This window comes from Candidatus Litorirhabdus singularis, assembly GCF_026262625.1.
GTDB classification, from domain to species: Bacteria; Pseudomonadota; Gammaproteobacteria; order Pseudomonadales; family Halieaceae; genus Litorirhabdus; species Litorirhabdus singularis.
This window is the reverse complement of the sequence record NZ_SHNN01000003.1, coordinates 385,927-401,620: the sequence shown is the minus strand read 5'-3', so window position 1 is coordinate 401,620 and position 15,694 is coordinate 385,927. Positions and strand designations below refer to the sequence as shown.

The window sequence follows — 15,694 nt, the reverse complement described above, 5'->3', positions numbered from 1 at the left end:
TTATGTCAGTGACTCAATATTATGGAACCGGGCGTCGTAAGACTTCTACCGCCCGTGTATTTCTGCGTAACGGTGGTGGTGCTATTACTGTCAATGCGCGTCCTTTGGACCAGTACTTCGGTCGTGAAGTAGCACGCATGATTGTTCGTCAACCTCTGGAACTGGTTGAACTGAACGATAAGTTTGACATCAATATTACGGTAGCTGGTGGCGGTAGTTTTGGCCAGGCCGGCGCTATTCGCCACGGCATTACCCGTGCGCTCATGGAGTACGACGAGTCGTTGCGCGGTACACTGCGTGGAGCTGGTTATGTGACCCGTGATTCGCGTGCCGTAGAACGTAAGAAAGTGGGCCTGCGCAAGGCGCGTAAGAGACCTCAATACTCTAAGCGTTAAGACAGCGTGCGAGCCGTCGAGAACGTCCAGTTGGGTACTACCCCTGGACGTTTTTTTATGGCTTTGGGTTGGGCGTCTGTACTGGAGGGTAAAACCAGTGCCTGACACCTTCAAATACATATTGCCTCTTTGATTCAAGACAGCTATTTGAAACCCATTACCTTGTCACGCAAGACTAAAATCATTACCATTTGCAGCGTTTTGTACCATCCCCCGGGTGCGAGTCCTGCACCAGAGTCTGATTTGGGAGAAAATCATGAGTAGTGACGGCGTGAACACTGGCCGCAGACAATTTTTGACGGCTGCGACCAGCGCAGTGGGTGTTGCTGGCGTGGTCGGTATAGCGATACCTTTTCTGGGTTCCTGGAATCCCAGTGCCAAGGCCAAGGCGGCCGGCGCGCCGGTAAAATTTGATGTCAGCAAAGTCGAACCGGGCCAGATGGTTACGGTAGAATGGCGCGGCAAGCCGGTTTACGTGATGCGGCGCACGCAGCAGCAAGTTGACGACTTGGCTGAAATTGATGACAAATTGAAGGATCCGGATTCTGCTGTATCAGACCAGCCCGAGTACATTGAAGGCAGGGGTCGTTCGATCAAATCTGAGATTTTGGTCATCGTAGGTCTGTGTACACACTTGGGATGTGCTCCCAAATTTCATCCGGAAGTCGGCGCGACCTCATTCGCCGATGAGTCCAAGGACTGGCGTGGAGGCTTTTTCTGCCCCTGTCATGGTTCTATTTTTGATCTTTCCGGCAGGGTTTATGCCGGTGTTCCGGCCTCCACCAACCTCGTGGTGCCACCTTACAGTTATGAGACCGACACCGTGATTGTGATTGGCGTAGACGAGGGAGCTGCATAATGAACAATATGCTCATCGGATTAAGAGACTGGGTTGATGCGCGGCTACCGATTATGCGCGCCTGGAATACCCACATGGGCCAGTACTACGCGCCCAAAAACTTCAACTTCTGGTATTTCTTCGGCGTCTTGTCGTTGCTCGTCCTGGTTAACCAGTTGCTTACCGGCATATGGCTGACTATGAGCTTCAATCCCAGTCAGGAAGGGGCTTTTGCCTCCGTTGAATACATCATGCGCGATGTGGATTACGGTTGGATTTTGCGCTATATGCACTCTACCGGTGCGTCTGCGTTTTTTGTCGTGATATACCTGCATATGTTCCGTGCCATTCTGTATGGCAGCTACCAGAAACCGCGTGAGCTGATCTGGATTTTCGGCATGCTCATATTTGTTGTGCTGATGGCTGAGGCGTTTGTAGGCTATGTACTGCCCTGGGGGCAGATGTCCTACTGGGGTGCGCAGGTGATTATCAGCCTGTTTAGTGCTATTCCCGTTGTGGGAGAAGACCTGGTGACCTGGATTCGGGGGGACTATCTGATTTCCGGGATAACGCTCAACCGTTTCTTTGCCTTGCACGTGGTCGCGCTGCCCATCGTTCTGCTCGCTTTGGTTGTACTGCACCTGCTGGCTTTGCACGAGGTTGGGTCCAACAACCCTGATGGCGTGGACATCAAGAAGCATAAGGATGAGAACGGGATACCGCTAGATGGCGTCGCTTTCCACCCGTACTACACGGTGCACGATCTGCAGGCTATCGCTGTGTTCCTGTTCATCTTCTGCACCGTGATGTTCTTCTTCCCTGAAATGGGCGGGTTCTTTCTGGAATATCCTAACTTTGAGGAAGCCAATTCCCTGAAGACGCCGGAGCATATTGCGCCGACCTGGTACTTCACGCCGTTTTACTCAGTGTTGAGAGCCGTGCCGGATAAATTCTGGGGTTTCGTGGCCTTTGCCGCCTCGGTTGCTATTCCCTTTATCCTGCCCTGGCTTGACCGTAGTCCAGTAAAGTCTTGGCGTTATAAAGGCAATATCACAAAAGTGATGCTGGTTCTGTTCACCGCTTCTTTCATTATTTTGGGTGTCTTGGGCGTCCGGGCGCCGACTCCTGAGCGGACCGTGCTGGCGCAGATTTGCACCGTGATTTACTTTGGCTTCTTTCTGCTGATGCCAGTCTGGACCTCACTGGAGAAAACCAAGCCTGTGCCTGAGCGAACTACCGATAATGGTGGTATTGGGTTCTGGGGCTCGATGGGCGGCGTGATTCTGATCGGTGTGCTTTGCTTCCTGCCCTTGAAAGCCGTGGGTGCCGGTGGACCTGGCGTGGCGTTGGACCATATGAAACCAGACCTGACCGACAAGGCGTCGCTGCAAACTGGTGCTCAGTTGTATATGAACTATTGCATGGGTTGTCACTCCCAGCAGTACGCGCGCTATGAGCGCATGGCTACTGATCTGGAGATTCCACTGGACCTGCTGCCGGGCAACTTTATGTTTGATCCCGATGTCCGCGTGGGTGAGTTGATGTCCAACTCGATGGACATCGCTGATGCCAAGCGTTGGTTTGGGGCCGCGCCGCCAGATTTGACTCTGGTTGCCAGGGCTCGCGGCACCGACTGGTTGTACACCTATCTGCGGACTTTTTACGCAGATGATAGTCGCCCCTATGGCGTTAATAACAAGGTATTCAAAGACGTAGGCATGCCTCATGTCCTGCAGGAACTGCAGGGAATGCAGGAGTGCGCTATGGGTCCGGTGGCTGCGGCCAATGGCGGCATCAAGCGCGACCCTTTGACCGGTGAAGATATTCTGGAGGAGCCCTGCAGTCGTTTTACCATCACCGAGCCAGGGCTGATGACACCAGCAGAGTATGATGCTGCCATTTACGACCTGGTCAATTTTCTGGCTTACTCTGGAGAGCCGGCGGCTATGCACCGCGAGCGTCTGGGTATCTATGTCTTACTGTTTATTACGCTGTTCTTTGTATTCGCCTGGTTACTGAACCGGGAATACTGGAAGGACGTTCACTAAAACTTTTCATGCATTCGTCAACCGATTAATTAATCGCGAGGAGTTCCAATGGGAGCTGTGGCAAAACGGTCGTCAATGACCTTCTTTTCAGATAACGAAAGTCATTATAGTCACCGAGTGCGGATTGTCCTGGCGGAAAAGGGCGTTACGGTTGATGTGGTTGAGGCTAGTGAAGCGCACCCGCCGCCTGAACTGGCAGATTTGAACCCCTACAACACCTTGCCTACACTGGTTGACCGGGATCTCGTGCTCTATGAGTCCAAGGTCATGATGGAATATCTGGACGAGCGCTTTCCCCACCCGCCGCTGCTGCCGGTTTACCCGGTAGCTCGTGCAGAAAGCCGTCTTTATATTCATCGCATCGAGCGCGATTGGTGTGCCTTGGCTGACGCCATTCTGCACACTCGTTCCGATAATGTGATGGAGAAGTCCACCAAAGAGTTGCGTGAGAGCCTAACGGCTATTGCCCCGATTTTCGCCGATAAGCCGTTTTTCATGAGTGAAGAGTTTACTCTCGTGGATTGCTGTTTGGCACCGATCCTCTGGCGCTTGCCGGCGCTTGGCGTTGATATCCGCTCAACCAAGCAGACCAAGCCGTTGCTGGCTTATATGGATACGCTGTTTAATCGCGAGTCGTTCCAGGCGAGTCTGTCTGAGCAAGAGCGAGAGATGCGGCTCTAAGCGCTGTTCAGGCGGTACCACGCAGAGGGTAGATTATGTCTATGACGTCCAGTCGGCCGTATATCATGCGCTCACTGTACGAGTGGATTTTGGATAATGAGTGCACGCCCTATGTTCTGGTTAACGCCATGGACAGTGGTGCGCAGGTCCCTCAACAATACGTTAAAGATGGCCAGATTGTGCTTAATATATCGCCTCTATCGGTGATAGATCTGTCCATTGACAACGACGCTATGAGCTTCAATGGCCGTTTTGGCGGTATTGCCACAGACGTTTATGTGCCGACGTCAGCGGTCATCGGCATTTACGCACGGGAGAATGGTCAGGGTATGGTCTTTGATGAAGACACTAACCCGGAGCCGCCTCCCTCAGATCCTGAGCAACCACCTACGTTGCCACGCAAGCCGTCGCTTAAAGTCGTAAAGTAGTTTCTCGTTGGGCTTAAGGCAGGGTTTCAACGGCCGGTTGCCGGTCGCTTAATCTATATACTCAAACAAACGCACCACCTTGCGCACGCCATAGCTGGCGCTGGCAACATCAACTATACGGTCAGCCTCGGCGCGTGATGCCAGCCCCATTAGATAGACAACCCCATTTTCGGTCACAACCTTGACCCGCAGACCCTCAGTCTCAGCGTTGGCAATCAGGTTGGTTTTTACCTTGCTGGTTATCCAGGTGTCGCTGGTTCGCGTCATGAAGGAGGTATTGCCGGTGATTTCCAGCTCGTTATAGATTCGACGTACGCGGCGAATTTCGCGAATAACGTCCGATGCCTGTTGTTTCAATGCCTCGCTGGGTACTTGGCCGACAATAAGGACGTAGGCGTTGTAGCTGATGATACTGATATGTGTATCGTCAAAAGCTTCGTTGGCGGCATGTACATTAACTCGCGCTTTGGTCTCGATAGATTCGTCGTCCATGCTGGCGCCAAATGTGCGCTCGCCACTATCATCCTCAATGGCTTCGGAATCTGCGGCGGTGAGCAGTGAAGCGCAGCCGCTCAGGCCGAGGCTAAGACTCAATACTATTAAAACGGAAAGGAGGTGCCGCAAAGTGCTCATGATTGATAGCTACCGAATAGTGAATCGTCAATGAGTTGGCACAGGCATTGAATGATCATTACCTGTACTTCAATAATACGGGGAGCGCGGGCGCTGGCCACGTGCAACTCCACATCTTCCGGGAGTAACAGGCTTGATACATCAGCACAATCGCCTCCGCTGACCAAGATGGCAGGCATGTCGCGGTCGTGAGCGGCTTGCACAGCGCGCACGATGCTACCGTTATTATCGTGTCCTGCGATCGCCAGCAGTATGTCGCCGGGCTGGCCCAGGGCACGCACCTGCCTGGAGTAAAGGTCATTGTTGGATGTGGCCGCCAGTGCTGTCAGAGTGGTGCCGTCAGCACCTAGCGCAATGGTAGGTAGCGCCGGGCGTTCCTGCTCAAAGCGATGCAGTAGGTTGGTACAGAAAATCTGGGCGACCGCGGCGCCGCTGCCGACGCCGCAGGTGATGATTTTGCGCTCCTGCAGTAAAGCGTCGATACAGAGCAGGGTGGCACGCTCTATTTCTGGCGCGAGTGAGTCTACTGAAGTGGAGACCAGGTCGATAGTTTCGCCAAAACTGGCGGCTATAGCGGAGTAAGAATCCATGAGTCAGAGTGTGAAGGCATTTTGCAGCCATTGTACCTCAGTTTGGTCCGGAGTTATGCCCGGTTCTATGGCTATGACATCGAAGCGACAGGCCGGTTCCCTGCCGCGCCATCGGCGCTGTAAATAGAATTGCGCTGTCCGAATAATACGCCGTTGTTTGGCGCTGGTTACAGATTGTGCGGCACTGGCGTAGCGGGGGTTGCTGCGATAGCGTACCTCAACAAATATCAGGTGATTTTCAAGTTTGCCAATGATGTCGATTTCGCCCAGCTTACTGCGGTAATTTCGTTCCAGAATTGTCATGCCTGCCCGAGTTAGGTGCTGGACAGCCAGGTCTTCGTAGGGTTTTCCCGTTGCCATATTCCGAAACCTCCATGTTTCGAAAGTGAGGGTGTGTCAGTGCGCGCGTGGTCTTGGTGTGCCCTTTCTGAATGTTGCGGCAAGCAGGCGGCGGTGGATGCGACCATTGCTGTCCATGCTGAGCGAACCGGTAGCGCCGCGCAGTTGACTGGATTCGTCTGCGGCCATCGCCGGCAGTCGCCAGTGCAGCAGGAAGGCATCGTGACCCAGTGCGTACATTGCGGCCAGGGAGTGACTGCCATTGGCGGCCTCGATGCCGACGCGTGCCGGTGGCGGAGTCAGCAGCCACGGAATCTCCAGCATACGCAAGCCGTTGAGATCGCGGTCACGCTGCGGTTCGGGTTTGCCGCCGTAAACTTGTGATGTTGAGTAAACCGGTAAGTCGGCGGCGTAGTGAAAGGCAATCAGTGGTTTAATCGAGCGCGCTTCCTGAGGTTTGCCGCTGAGCAGGAACACGGCATCGACATCCTGGCGCCGGCGCGGCGTGAACTGGATGGTACTGCTCATGATTTGTCGTACACGGCTGGCGCGGCGCTCGCTCTCGGCAATATTCAGCGCACTTTTGATGCTATCGGAGTAGTTGCTGGAGTCAGAGTAGGTCGCGGTACCGCGCATATCACCGTGCAGTTGCGCCCAGCGTGTCTGTAGTGCCGCGGCTACCGTTTCTCCCCACTCGCCATCCGGGTGCACCAGCAGAGCGCTGCGGGCGCCGTCCGCCCAGACCAATTCGGCCAATTGTGCAGCCTCGTCTTCCGGGGACAGTGCGAATTGATAGAACCCGGGGAAAGCATCTACAGCGGTTGGTAGCCAGTTAAGTGCCAGCCATGGCACGGGCAGTGCAGCATCGGGTGCATACTGGGGCAGGCTCTCTTTGGCCAGCGGCCCGATCACCAGGTTGGCACCGCCACTTACGGCCTGGCGGTAGGCGTCCCAGGCGTCGGTGAATTGGTCGCTATCGAGTACCAGTAGTTCGCTGCCGGGCCATTGATTTTGTCTGGCGATATGCATCGCGGCCAGATAACCATCGAGTACCGCCTGTCCAGCGCGGGTGAGTGGGCCGGTTAAAGGTAATATCAGTGCGACTCGCTGCGGTGTTGCCGCCGCCAGTTGCTCCAGCCCCGCCAAACTGGCTGGCGGGTTGGTGGCAAAAGGGTGTTCAGGATACTGCTGCTGCCAATCTGCTAGCGCGTTTACCTGGCTGAGCGGGCTGACATCAATGCTGGCGGTTAATAGCGTCAGGTCCAGCCAGGCTAGCCATTGTGGATCTACGCTCAAGACTCGCTCTTGCTCGAGTTCGCGCAACGGTAGTAATTGCAGCTGCTGCCACAGCGTAGCTAGCAGTAATTCCTGATGATCAGTATCTGAGTCTGCCAGCCAGCCCGCAGCCTGACGTGCAGCTTGCAGCTTTAGCCCTGCGCGGGTGAGGATGGCTAACTGCTCCAGTTGCAAGCGCTCACGGATCTGTGGCTCCAACTCGGCGCCGCTAATCAGCACCTGTTCAAGTGTTTCGTTGGCCCGAGTGGCGTTGCCCTCGCGCTCGAGCGCGCGAGCATCGAGAAGACTGTATAATGCAATCTCGTCAGGGCTCAGCTTGCTGCGGTCAATCTGGCTGAGTATGCTGGCAGCCAAGTCAGTGTCGCCGCTGTCCAAAAGGCCGGCGGCTCGAGCGAGAACCGGGTTTTCCAGCCAGGCGTCGAGCTCGGTTAGCTCGGTGTCGGGGATTACGGGTGCCGGTCCTTCAGTCACGGTAGGTGCGCTAGGCTGGCTGCCGCAGGCGCTGATCAGGACGGCAATGCACAGTCCAGCGAGTAGCTGACGCCCGGCTGAAAAATTCTGAAACATTTTGGATATCAGATTGATGGAGAATGCTCTTTACGTTGTGGCGACCCCGATCGGGAACCTGGGGGATATGGTACCAAGGGCTGTGGAAATACTACAGTCTGTGCAGCTGATTGCTGCCGAAGATACCCGTCATAGCGCGAATTTGATGCGCGAATTCAATATTGACACACAGCTGCTGGCGTACCATGACCATAGTGGCAAGGGCGCTCTCGATCGAATTGCGACCGTGATGGAATCCGGCGGTGCGGTGGCGCTGATTTCCGATGCGGGTACTCCGCTGATTTCTGACCCCGGTTACCGGTTGTTACAGCACGCGCACAGCCAGGGCTGGAAAGTGGTTCCCGTGCCGGGCGCCAGTGCATTAATAACAGCGCTATCAGTGGCGGGTTTGGCCACTGACCGATTTCGCTTTGAGGGCTTTCTATCGGCCCGTGCTGCGGCACGTCAGCGTCAGTTAGAAAGCCTGGCAACGGAGTCGGCGACGATGATTTTCTATGAAGCGCCGCACCGTCTTATTGCAACGCTGGAGGCGATGACTGAGGCCTTTGGCGAGCAGCGCCTGGTCGTGCTCGCGCGTGAATTGACCAAGACTTTTGAGACCATCTTGCGCCTACCAGTCGCCGAATTGCTTGCCACGGTGCGAGCCGATAGTAATCAGTCTCGCGGTGAAATTGTGCTGTTGGTAGACGGCGCTGCTCCGTTACCAGTGGAGTTGGGCGCAGAAGTAGAACGTCTGCTGGTATTGCTGGCTGATGAACTACCGCCGCGCAAAGCCGCAGCGATTGCGTCGAGCTATACCGGGGCCAACAAGAAAGAGCTCTATAACTGGTTGGTGGCACGGGGGGATTAGTCGCCAGCGCTGGCCGCTCTAGAGGCACCTGTGGGTGCGCCTTGCGGTGGCGCAGGAATGTCGCTAACCTTGCGCGCGGAGTTGGCCAGGCGATCGCTTTTCACCGTTCGCGGTGAGGGGAGGAAAGTCCGGGCTCCATAGGGCAGAGTGCCAGGTAACTCCTGGGGGGCGTGAGCCTACGGAAAGTGCAGCAGAAAGTGAACCGCCAGGCCCTCGGGTCAGGTAAGGGTGAAAAGGTGCGGTAAGAGCGCACCGCGCGTTCTGGTAACAGGCGTGGCGATGGTAAACCCCACTCGGAGCAAGACCAAATAGGAATCCATAGCTGCGGCCCGCAGTGGATTCGGGTAGGTCGCTACAGGTTAACGGTGACGTTGATCGCAGATGAATGATCGTCTACGACAGAACCCGGCTTATCGGCCAACTCCACCTTATTGCCTAAATGCAGGCCAAAGAACGGCTCTGTTATTTCTAAATAGAATATAAAACACGCTTATTAAGATGAAAATAGTTTCATAGTTAAAGTAAACTATGAACTATGAATGATACGAGGCTGTTTTTGATCATTTTTGATCTTTACCGTGCTCCCAGAAAGCCCTGTGAATCCTCCAAAAGCGCGCTAATTGACTGAATTATAGACCTTTTTCCTATCTGCCCAAGTTGACAGTTTCTCCCTTACGTCCCTATAGTGTCGAAAAGTGGACAAAAGTGGGTTTTTCTGGCTTTTAGTGGTTTTTGAAGCCGTGCAGTGGGGATTAAAGTCGTGTTTCGTGGCGTACAGCATATCAATATGGATGCGAAGGGGAGACTGGCGATGCCGGCTCGCCAGCGCGAGCCGTTGCTGAGCGAATGCCAGGGCCAGTTGGTTGCCACAATCGATACCCAGTCCCGTTGTCTCGCTATCTACCCGCTGCCCGAATGGGAAAAAATTGAACGTGAAATCCAGGACCTACCGGCGCTGAAGCCGGCGGTGAAGCGGTTTCAGCGTTTGGTGCTGGGGTATGCGACTGATCTGGAGCTGGACGGCAATGGCCGGATGTTGCTGCCAGCCTCGCTGCGTGAGTACGCGGGTCTGGAGAAAAAGCTGGTACTGGTGGGTCAGGGCAAGAAGCTGGAATTGTGGGCAGAGGAGGCCTGGCTGGCCGAGCGCGACCAGGCGCTGGAGGATTCCGGGATTGAGGCGGAGCTGCCTGAAGAACTGATGTCGCTGACCCTATAGATGGACGGGTCGCATAAGACGGTTTTGTTGTCAGAGGCTACCGAGGCTCTGATAACTCGCAGGGACGGTTACTACGTCGACGGCACCTTTGGTCGTGGCGGGCATAGCCGAGAAATTCTGGGGCAACTGGAAGCTGGAGGGCATCTGTTGGCGGTAGATAAGGATCTGCAGGCCATGGAAGCAGCAGCGGAGCTTGCTGACAGCGAGCCGCGCTTTGGCTTTGAGCATGGCAGCTTTGTCCAGCTGCCTCAGCACCTGCAGCAGCGACAGGTCGCTGCCGTAGACGGTATTTTGCTCGATCTTGGTGTATCCAGTCCGCAGCTGGACGAAGGTGAGCGAGGGTTTTCTTTTCAGAACTCGGGTCCGCTTGATATGCGCATGGATACCAGTCAGGGCCAAACTGCAGCGCAGTGGCTAGCGACGGTCGCTCACGGCGATCTGGCGCGGGTGTTACGGGTCTACGGAGAAGAGCGCTACGCTGGTCGCATCGCCGGTGCCATTTTGCGCGCTCGCGAAGAAGCACCCTTGGAAACTACCGGGCAGTTGGCAAAAGTCGTTACCGAGGCTAACCCGCGCTGGGAGCAGCATAAGCATCCAGCAACCCGGGCATTTCAGGGTATTCGCATTCATATTAACGGTGAGTTGGATGAGTTGGAGCAGTTTCTGGCCTCCTCGCTGGAACTGTTGGTTAGCGGTGGTCGTCTGGTAATCATCAGTTTTCACTCGTTGGAAGATCGCATAGTGAAGCGGTTCTTTCGCGATATGTCTCGTGGACGCTATGTTCCGGCCGGTGTGCCGATACGCGATGGCGATCTGGATCGGCAGCTTCGTCTGGTCGGCAAGGCGGTGCGTGCTGGTGCCGCAGAGGTCGACATGAACCCGCGCGCACGTTCGGCGATTATGCGAGTCGCGGAGAAAATTGGTGCCTAAGGCGAAAAACAAGAGCGCGGATGTCGTGGCCGACGTAGTGAGTCTGCGTTGGCTGGGTGGCAACTCGCTATTGTTGGCGGGAGTACTGCTGAGTGCTGTGGCGGTTATTCAAACCACACACGAATGTCGGCAACACTACGCCACATTGCAGTCGCTGCAGTCTGCTGAGTGGAGCATGCAGGAGGTTTGGGGTCAGCTGATACTGCAGGAAGGTGCGGTCGCTAATCATGATTGGGTTGAGAATGCCGCCATGGAGCAGCTGCAAATGCACAGTCCGGCGGCGTCTGATATCAAGGTGCTGTGGCGATGAGAAAGTCACAATTGATCCCGATTTCGCCCTGGCGGCTGCCGCTGATGGCCATAGTTATCAGCCTATTATTCTGTCTGTTGCTTTGGAAGTTGTTGAGTCTGCAAGTCATGAACAGTGATCGTGGCAGTGAATTTTTGCGGGACCAGGGTGAGGCGCGTTATTTGCGCAACGCGGTGATCCCGGCTTACCGGGGGCTCATCTCAGACCGCCGCGGCGAGCCGCTGGCCGTTAGTGCCCCGGTGGTCTCGCTGTGGGCTGATCCGGCGCGACTTGCTGCATCAGAGCGTGTTGCGGAGCTGGCAGTACTAATCGATTTGTCGGAATCGCAGCTGCGCGAAAAACTGGAACGCTATGCGAACAAGCGATTTATGTATCTGCAACGGCGTATGTCACCGGAGCGGGCGCGGCCAGTACTGGATGCGAAGTTTCCCGGCGTTGGCAGCGACCGCGAATATCGCCGTTACTATCCGGCCGGTGAAGTCGCTGCGCACGTGGTCGGGCTTACCAATATCGACGGCAAAGGTATTGAGGGTCTGGAGCTGAGCTATGACCAGCACCTGGCGAGCCAGTCCGGTCGCAAACAGGTGATCAAAGATCGGCATGGCAACGTGGTGCGCGATGTTGGTGAGCTGCGGGCGCCAGTATTTGGGCGGGACCTTACTCTTAGTATAGATCTGCGCCTGCAATATCTCGCGCATCGCGAACTGCATACGGCGATTAAGTTGACGGGCGCGCGAGCCGGCAGCGTGGTGACCATGGACAGTCGTACCGGTGAAGTCCTGGCGCTGGCTAACTTCCCGTTCTACAACCCCAATAATTTGCGTGGTGTAGAGCCGGGTCAACGTCGTAACCGCGCTTTAATAGATGCCTTTGAGCCGGGCTCAACGATGAAACCGGTGGCGGTGGCGGCGGCGCTGCACAGTGGCAAGTTCTCGCCGCAGACGCTTATCGATACTGCTCCCGGGCGCATTCAGGTAGGTCGTAAAGTGCTGCATGACCCTGTCAACTACGGTGAAATCGATCTTGCTCGCGTGGTTGTCAAATCCAGTCAGGTTGGCATGGTCAAAGTAGCGCTCGCGCTTGATGCGCAAGCGGTTTGGCAGATGTATCGTGGTTTTGGTTTTGGTGTGCACCCGGGAACGGGTTTTCCGGGTGAGAGTTCAGGGGTGCTGCCCTATCGCGAGAAATGGCGCCCGATAGAGCGGGCGACGCTGGCTTATGGTCATGGCCTGACCGCCACGCCTCTGCAGCTGGCGCAAGCCTATTCAGTGTTTGCCAATGCAGGGCGTCGCGTGTCTCCTTCGCTACTGCGGCTTGAGCCTGAAGATGTAGTCTCCGAGCGCGTATTGAGTCGTCCGCTGGCAGCCCAGATGCTGGAGATTCTGGAGGGGGTAACCGCAGATATTGGCACTGGCAAGCGCGCACGTGTGGCTGGCTACCGCGTCGGCGGAAAAACCGGCACCGCCCATAAGGCGTCGGCAGGAGGCTACTCAGATAATCGCTACTTGGCACTGTTTGTTGGCGTTGCTCCCATCTCGGATCCGCGCCTGGTTACGGTGGTACTGCTTGATGAGCCGGCGGGTGATCGTTATCACGGCGGTGAAGTAGCGGCGCCAGTATTTTCCCGCGTTATGGCGGGCGCACTGCGCTTGCTGAATATTGTGCCTGACCAGATTACCCACCAGATTGCTGCGGCGGAGGCAGTCTAGTGATGGCGCACCAGACCATGGATTCTCTTGCCGTGCCACTGGAGCGTCTGGTGCCGGAGTTGGCTGGCATGGCTATTGAGGTGCAGGGGTTGCAATTGGATTCACGGCGGCTGCAACCCGGCGATGCGTTTCTCGCAGTTGCCGGTGCCCAATATGATGGTCGTGATTTCTGTGAGGCTGCGGCAGCTGCGGGTGCCGCTGTGATTCTCGCCGATGTCGGTTTGTCTGATGTGCAGCGGCGTGCCTGTGGCTCCACGCCGGTGGTTGAAGTAGCAGAATTGGGCCAGCGACTGTCCGAAATCGCAGCGCACTTTTACGGTCAACCCGGTGAACACCTGCAGCTCACGGCGGTGACAGGTACCAATGGTAAGACCACGGTCTCCCAGCTATTGGCGCAGATATTGCGACGCGCCTACGGCGACTGCGGCGTGATGGGTACCTTGGGTGCCGGGCTCACCGGCGCTGTCAGCGAAGCGCGCAATACCACGCCGGATCCGGTTAGCGTGCAAGCTGAATTAGCAGCCTGGCGTGAGAGTGACGTAGGGTATGGGGTGCTGGAAGTTTCTTCCCATAGTCTGGTGCAGCGACGCGTGAGCGCGGTGCCCTTTCACAGCGCTATATTTACCAATCTGAGCCACGATCATCTTGATTACCATGGTGATGTTCACAGTTATGGTATGGCTAAATCGCAGCTGTTCACAGAATTTGATTTGCACACCGCTATTATCAATGTCGACGATCCTTTTAGTGCTGCACTGCTGCCGTTGGTGCGTCCCGAGGCCAAACTTCTGACGTTCTCGATTACCGGAGTGGCGGCGCAGGTAGCTGCGCACAACGTGCGTTTCTATGATCAGGGTTTGCATGCGGATATTGAGTCGCCCTGGGGTGAAGGCGTTCTGCATAGCCCGCTGGTGGGTGCATTCAATCTATCTAATTTGCTGGCGGCGCTAACCGCTGCCTGTGATGCCGGGGTGCCACTGGAACAAGTGCTGGAGCAGGCGCCTCATTTACAGGCGGCTGCGGGCCGCATGGAATCAGTAGAGAATTTGCTGGGCCTGCAGCTAATTGTTGATTATGCCCACACACCCGATGCGCTTGAGCAAGCCTTGCGCGCGTTGCGGCCGCACTGCCAGGGGCGGCTGATTTGCGTGTTTGGTTGTGGCGGCGACCGCGATGCCACCAAGCGGCCTTTGATGGGACAGGTTGCCAGTGTCGAGGCGGACCTTGTCATCGTGACCTCTGACAACCCTCGTGGAGAAGATCCGCAGCAGATTATAGAGCAGGTGGTAGAGCAGATCGCACACGCTAACGCAGCTGAGCTGCATACAGAAGTTGATCGCTCCCGCGCTATTGCTATGGCTGTGGGGGAAGCGGTTGCCGGCGATTGTATTTTGGTAGCAGGCAAAGGGCATGAGTCTTATCAGCAAGTCGGTGAGCAGCGGTTGCCGTTCAGCGACGTACAGCAGCTGCGCATGGCTGTCGCTTCGAGGGCTAGCCAATGATAGGCAGTTTCTCTCTAGGCGAACTGGTACCCGTGCTTGACGCTAAATTGCAGGGCGAGGACGTTAGTTTCAACACGGTTTCTACTGATACCCGCAGTATTAGTCCCGGTGATTTGTTTGTGGCGCTGCGTGGTGCCAGCTTTAACGGCAATGAATACGTGGATGCGGCCGCGGCCGCTGGTGCGGTAGCAGCGATTGTTGACTGCGCCGGCGACTATCCGCTACCCAGCCTGCAGGTTGCCGACACTCAATTGGCGCTGGGCCAACTGGGCGCAGCTAATCGCGAGCGTTTTAGTGGTGATCTGGTTGCGATCACTGGAAGTGTGGGCAAGACATCGGTGAAGAATATGTTGGCCAGCATTCTTGCTACGCAAGGACCGACACTGGCTACCCCGGGGAATCTAAATAATGAAATAGGCGTGCCGACCACCTTGTTACAGCTGAACGAAGAGCATCGTTATGCAGTGGTCGAAATGGGCGCTGGTAAGGCCGGTGACGTGGCCTATCTTTGCCAGCTGGGTAAGCCCCGTGTGGGCATGCTACTGAATGCAATGCCCGCCCATCTGGACGGTTTTGGTTCAGTGGATGGCGTGGCCCATGCCAAGTCAGAAATATTTTCAACACTGAGTGCCAACGGCACAGCGGTGTTTTTGGCTGACAGTCCTTATGCGCCACTGTGGCGTAAGGTGGCTGGTTCGGTGCCGCAGATCGAGTTTGGATTTGCTGATGCTGCCGTGGTGAGAGCCGAGTCAATTAGTGTTTCTGACCCAATGGCGGGCACTGAATTCGTCTTGGTAACGCCTGCCGGTCGTGCTCCAGTAAGCCTGCCATGGCCCGGGCGTCACAATATTGCCAACGCGCTGGCAGCTGCAGCTGCGGCGCATAGTTTGGGTGTCGATCTGCAAGCAATAGCCGCGGGGTTAACAACTGTGCAGCTTGAGCCTGGTCGCGTGGGAGCCAGGCGGGCCACCAGCGGAGCACTGGTTATTGATGACACCTATAACGCCAATCCCGGTTCGGTGCGTGCGGCCATCGATACGCTGGCCGCAGCAGACGGTAATCGCGTGCTGATATTAGCCGATATGCTTGAGCTGGGTAGTATCAGTACCGACTCTCACCGCGAGATTGGTGAGTACGCAGCCGCCAATATCGACGAGGTCTGGCTTACCGGTACTGAGGTGGCTGCTACAGCTTCAGGGTTCGGAAGTCAGGCGCACTGCTTTGAGTGCCGCGATGATCTGATAGCGGCTCTTAGCGGTCGTTTTGGTCGTCAGGACATAGTGCTGGTCAAGGGTTCGCGGAGTATGGGGATGGAGCATGTCGTGCAAGCGCTGCTAGCTGAGCAAGGGGAGGTAGGCTGAT

The 15,694-nt window shown here is 55.9% G+C and carries 16 protein-coding genes and 1 other RNA gene; 13 read left to right on the top strand and 4 right to left on the bottom strand.

Features of this window, described 5'->3' with window-relative positions:
- Positions 1 to 2 precede the first annotated feature (2 nt).
- The 5 genes from rpsI (at position 3) to EYC98_RS16310 (ending at position 4,390) form a co-directional block, all read left to right on the top strand.
- Entirely contained in the window at positions 3 to 395 is a 393-nt protein-coding gene (rpsI, locus tag EYC98_RS16330; RefSeq protein ID WP_279246444.1) for a 30S ribosomal protein S9, read from the top strand.
- 256 nt (positions 396 to 651) lie between these two features.
- Positions 652 to 1,254: a ubiquinol-cytochrome c reductase iron-sulfur subunit gene (gene petA, locus EYC98_RS16325; RefSeq protein WP_279246443.1), complete on the top strand. Its 603-nt coding sequence runs from the start codon at positions 652 to 654 to the stop codon at positions 1,252 to 1,254.
- Positions 1,254 to 3,281 carry a cytochrome b N-terminal domain-containing protein gene (locus tag EYC98_RS16320; RefSeq protein ID WP_279246442.1) on the top strand — a complete coding sequence of 676 codons (2,028 nt, stop codon included), beginning with the start codon at positions 1,254 to 1,256 and terminating at the stop codon, positions 3,279 to 3,281. The genes petA and EYC98_RS16320 overlap by 1 nt, the downstream gene beginning before the upstream one ends.
- Positions 3,282 to 3,329: 48 nt before the next feature.
- Positions 3,330 to 3,962: a glutathione S-transferase N-terminal domain-containing protein gene (locus tag EYC98_RS16315; RefSeq protein WP_279246441.1), complete on the top strand. Its 633-nt coding sequence runs from the start codon at positions 3,330 to 3,332 to the stop codon at positions 3,960 to 3,962.
- 35 nt (positions 3,963 to 3,997) lie between these two features.
- The gene (locus EYC98_RS16310) at positions 3,998 to 4,390 is read left to right on the top strand and encodes a ClpXP protease specificity-enhancing factor (protein ID WP_279246440.1); all 393 of its coding nucleotides are present in this window, start codon (positions 3,998 to 4,000) and stop codon (positions 4,388 to 4,390) included.
- Positions 4,391 to 4,438: 48 nt separating this feature from the next.
- On the opposite strand, the gene EYC98_RS16305 is transcribed toward EYC98_RS16310, so the two are convergent.
- From EYC98_RS16305 to EYC98_RS16290, 4 genes are read right to left on the bottom strand one after another with little or no spacing between them, the layout of a single operon-like run.
- Positions 4,439 to 5,023, bottom strand: a complete 585-nt coding sequence (locus tag EYC98_RS16305; RefSeq protein WP_279246439.1) for a BON domain-containing protein — start codon at positions 5,021 to 5,023, stop codon at positions 4,439 to 4,441.
- On the bottom strand, positions 5,020 to 5,613 hold the full coding sequence (locus EYC98_RS16300; protein ID WP_279246438.1) for an SIS domain-containing protein: 594 nt from the start codon (positions 5,611 to 5,613) through the stop codon (positions 5,020 to 5,022). The genes EYC98_RS16305 and EYC98_RS16300 overlap by 4 nt, the downstream gene beginning before the upstream one ends.
- Positions 5,614 to 5,616: 3 nt before the next feature.
- Complete coding sequence (locus EYC98_RS16295; protein ID WP_279246437.1) at positions 5,617 to 5,973, bottom strand: YraN family protein; 357 nt, start codon at positions 5,971 to 5,973, stop codon at positions 5,617 to 5,619.
- 36 nt (positions 5,974 to 6,009) lie between these two features.
- Positions 6,010 to 7,815 carry a penicillin-binding protein activator gene (locus EYC98_RS16290; RefSeq protein WP_279246436.1) on the bottom strand — a complete coding sequence of 602 codons (1,806 nt, stop codon included), beginning with the start codon at positions 7,813 to 7,815 and terminating at the stop codon, positions 6,010 to 6,012.
- Positions 7,816 to 7,831: 16 nt separating this feature from the next.
- Here EYC98_RS16290 and rsmI point away from each other — a divergent pair, with 16 nt between their 5' ends.
- The 8 genes from rsmI (at position 7,832) to EYC98_RS16250 (ending at position 15,693) form a co-directional block, all read left to right on the top strand.
- Positions 7,832 to 8,665: a 16S rRNA (cytidine(1402)-2'-O)-methyltransferase gene (gene rsmI, locus EYC98_RS16285; RefSeq protein WP_279246435.1), complete on the top strand. Its 834-nt coding sequence runs from the start codon at positions 7,832 to 7,834 to the stop codon at positions 8,663 to 8,665.
- Between the two features lie 77 nt (positions 8,666 to 8,742).
- Positions 8,743 to 9,094, top strand: an RNA gene (gene rnpB / locus EYC98_RS16280) — RNase P RNA component class A.
- A gap of 331 nt (positions 9,095 to 9,425) precedes the next feature.
- Positions 9,426 to 9,881 carry a division/cell wall cluster transcriptional repressor MraZ gene (gene mraZ, locus EYC98_RS16275; protein ID WP_279246434.1) on the top strand — a complete coding sequence of 152 codons (456 nt, stop codon included), beginning with the start codon at positions 9,426 to 9,428 and terminating at the stop codon, positions 9,879 to 9,881.
- A complete protein-coding gene (gene rsmH, locus EYC98_RS16270; RefSeq protein WP_279246433.1) occupies positions 9,882 to 10,811 on the top strand; it encodes a 16S rRNA (cytosine(1402)-N(4))-methyltransferase RsmH in 930 nt (309 codons plus the stop codon).
- Positions 10,804 to 11,121, top strand: a complete 318-nt coding sequence (gene ftsL / locus EYC98_RS16265; protein ID WP_279246432.1) for a cell division protein FtsL — start codon at positions 10,804 to 10,806, stop codon at positions 11,119 to 11,121. The genes rsmH and ftsL overlap by 8 nt, the downstream gene beginning before the upstream one ends.
- Complete coding sequence (locus EYC98_RS16260; protein WP_279246431.1) at positions 11,118 to 12,830, top strand: peptidoglycan D,D-transpeptidase FtsI family protein; 1,713 nt, start codon at positions 11,118 to 11,120, stop codon at positions 12,828 to 12,830. The genes ftsL and EYC98_RS16260 overlap by 4 nt, the downstream gene beginning before the upstream one ends.
- Before the next feature lie 2 nt (positions 12,831 to 12,832).
- Positions 12,833 to 14,332: a UDP-N-acetylmuramoyl-L-alanyl-D-glutamate--2,6-diaminopimelate ligase gene (locus EYC98_RS16255; RefSeq protein WP_279246623.1), complete on the top strand. Its 1,500-nt coding sequence runs from the start codon at positions 12,833 to 12,835 to the stop codon at positions 14,330 to 14,332.
- Positions 14,329 to 15,693, top strand: coding sequence for a UDP-N-acetylmuramoyl-tripeptide--D-alanyl-D-alanine ligase (locus EYC98_RS16250; RefSeq protein WP_279246430.1), 1,365 nt, complete (start codon positions 14,329 to 14,331; stop codon positions 15,691 to 15,693). The genes EYC98_RS16255 and EYC98_RS16250 overlap by 4 nt, the downstream gene beginning before the upstream one ends.
- Position 15,694 lies beyond the last annotated feature (1 nt).

Excerpts from the sequence above, each read along its gene's own strand:
- EYC98_RS16260 (WP_279246431.1), top strand. The coding sequence starts at position 11,118 with ATGAGAAAGTCACAATTGATCCCGATTTCGCCCTGGCGGCTGCCGCTG.
- EYC98_RS16305 (WP_279246439.1), bottom strand. The coding sequence starts at position 5,023 with ATGAGCACTTTGCGGCACCTCCTTTCCGTTTTAATAGTATTGAGTCTT.
- EYC98_RS16315 (WP_279246441.1), top strand. The coding sequence starts at position 3,330 with ATGGGAGCTGTGGCAAAACGGTCGTCAATGACCTTCTTTTCAGATAAC.
- EYC98_RS16290 (WP_279246436.1), bottom strand. The coding sequence starts at position 7,815 with ATGTTTCAGAATTTTTCAGCCGGGCGTCAGCTACTCGCTGGACTGTGC.
- rsmI (WP_279246435.1), top strand. The coding sequence starts at position 7,832 with ATGGAGAATGCTCTTTACGTTGTGGCGACCCCGATCGGGAACCTGGGG.
- EYC98_RS16255 (WP_279246623.1), top strand. The coding sequence starts at position 12,833 with ATGGCGCACCAGACCATGGATTCTCTTGCCGTGCCACTGGAGCGTCTG.
- EYC98_RS16300 (WP_279246438.1), bottom strand. The coding sequence starts at position 5,613 with ATGGATTCTTACTCCGCTATAGCCGCCAGTTTTGGCGAAACTATCGAC.
- petA (WP_279246443.1), top strand. The coding sequence starts at position 652 with ATGAGTAGTGACGGCGTGAACACTGGCCGCAGACAATTTTTGACGGCT.
- rpsI (WP_279246444.1), top strand. The coding sequence starts at position 3 with ATGTCAGTGACTCAATATTATGGAACCGGGCGTCGTAAGACTTCTACC.
- EYC98_RS16295 (WP_279246437.1), bottom strand. The coding sequence starts at position 5,973 with ATGGCAACGGGAAAACCCTACGAAGACCTGGCTGTCCAGCACCTAACT.
- EYC98_RS16310 (WP_279246440.1), top strand. The coding sequence starts at position 3,998 with ATGTCTATGACGTCCAGTCGGCCGTATATCATGCGCTCACTGTACGAG.
- EYC98_RS16320 (WP_279246442.1), top strand. The coding sequence starts at position 1,254 with ATGAACAATATGCTCATCGGATTAAGAGACTGGGTTGATGCGCGGCTA.
- EYC98_RS16250 (WP_279246430.1), top strand. The coding sequence starts at position 14,329 with ATGATAGGCAGTTTCTCTCTAGGCGAACTGGTACCCGTGCTTGACGCT.
- rsmH (WP_279246433.1), top strand. The coding sequence starts at position 9,882 with ATGGACGGGTCGCATAAGACGGTTTTGTTGTCAGAGGCTACCGAGGCT.